1 protein-coding gene is annotated in these 956 nt (G+C 51.2%); it reads left to right on the top strand.

Translation table 11 applies throughout. The features are described 5' to 3' along the window. Window positions 1–200: 200 nt before the first annotated feature. The coding region (locus EI28_RS12280; RefSeq protein WP_048115228.1) for a restriction endonuclease at window positions 201–956 on the top strand (756 nt) is incomplete at its 3' end.

Here is a 956-nt window from a genome sequence, read left to right as displayed (position 1 = left end):
GAAAGTACTCGGATATTGAGGATGAACTGTTGAAGTCCCTTCTGAATTGACTGCCACCAGCGGGTACGCGCAGACCCCTAAAAATTCTTCCTTGTTTCCAAAACTAACAAATTATTTCACCAATTCAGACCGTTAAGAGCACTCACTCCATTCCGTTACCTTAAAGCAGGTGTACATAAAGCCAGTCTGTGTGAATAACCATGCCGAAGTTTTGTCCTGAATGCGGGACGCCATTACAGCAAACAAACGCAAAATTCTGCCCCGAATGCGGCACCGGACTAATTCAAGAGACTTCAGCCCAGAAAACTCCCGCCAAAGCCAAAACAGTTCTCCCTGAGGACGAAGATTGGTCAAAACCCATCGATTGGTCGGAAGAAGAAGTTACAGGAGAGGGAGACGCACAACCTTCCGCAAACGCCTACGAACTCGGAAAGAAACTGGAAGAGATTGTCGAATCGATCTTCCAGGGAGAGGGCTACAAGACCGAACAACGAGTCCGAATGCCCGGTCAGGGCGGCTACACTAACGAGATCGACGTCATCGCCAGGAAGGGAAAAGAGCAGATCGCCATCGAATGTAAAAATTTCACGTCCGCAGTCGGCATCAAAGAGATCCGGGACTTCGCCCAGAAACTTGACGACCTCGGCCGGGGCTGGCGAGGGGTCTTCACCGCTTTCAACGACTTCACGCTCGAAGCTCAGAACTTCGCGGAAAGCAGGAATATCGAGATCCTCGATCACGAGGACATCATGGAGAAATGGTTTGCCGTCTCTGCCGGAAGAGTTAGCCGGAAAGGGGATCGGCTAACACTAAAATCCGCTCTTCCCGTCAAGTCTGATTACCTCGCAGTAACGACGTTGCCGCTACAGAACAAGCATCTGGTTGAGGTGAGCATCGCCCGGCTCACCTTCCACCCGTACGTCAAGGTACCGTACAGTTTCAAAGCCCGGGTCTAC

It is taken from the genome of Methanoculleus sp. MH98A (assembly GCF_000691865.1).
Taxonomy (GTDB): Archaea; Halobacteriota; Methanomicrobia; order Methanomicrobiales; family Methanoculleaceae; genus Methanoculleus.
This window is presented reverse-complemented; position numbering and strand designations above follow the sequence as displayed.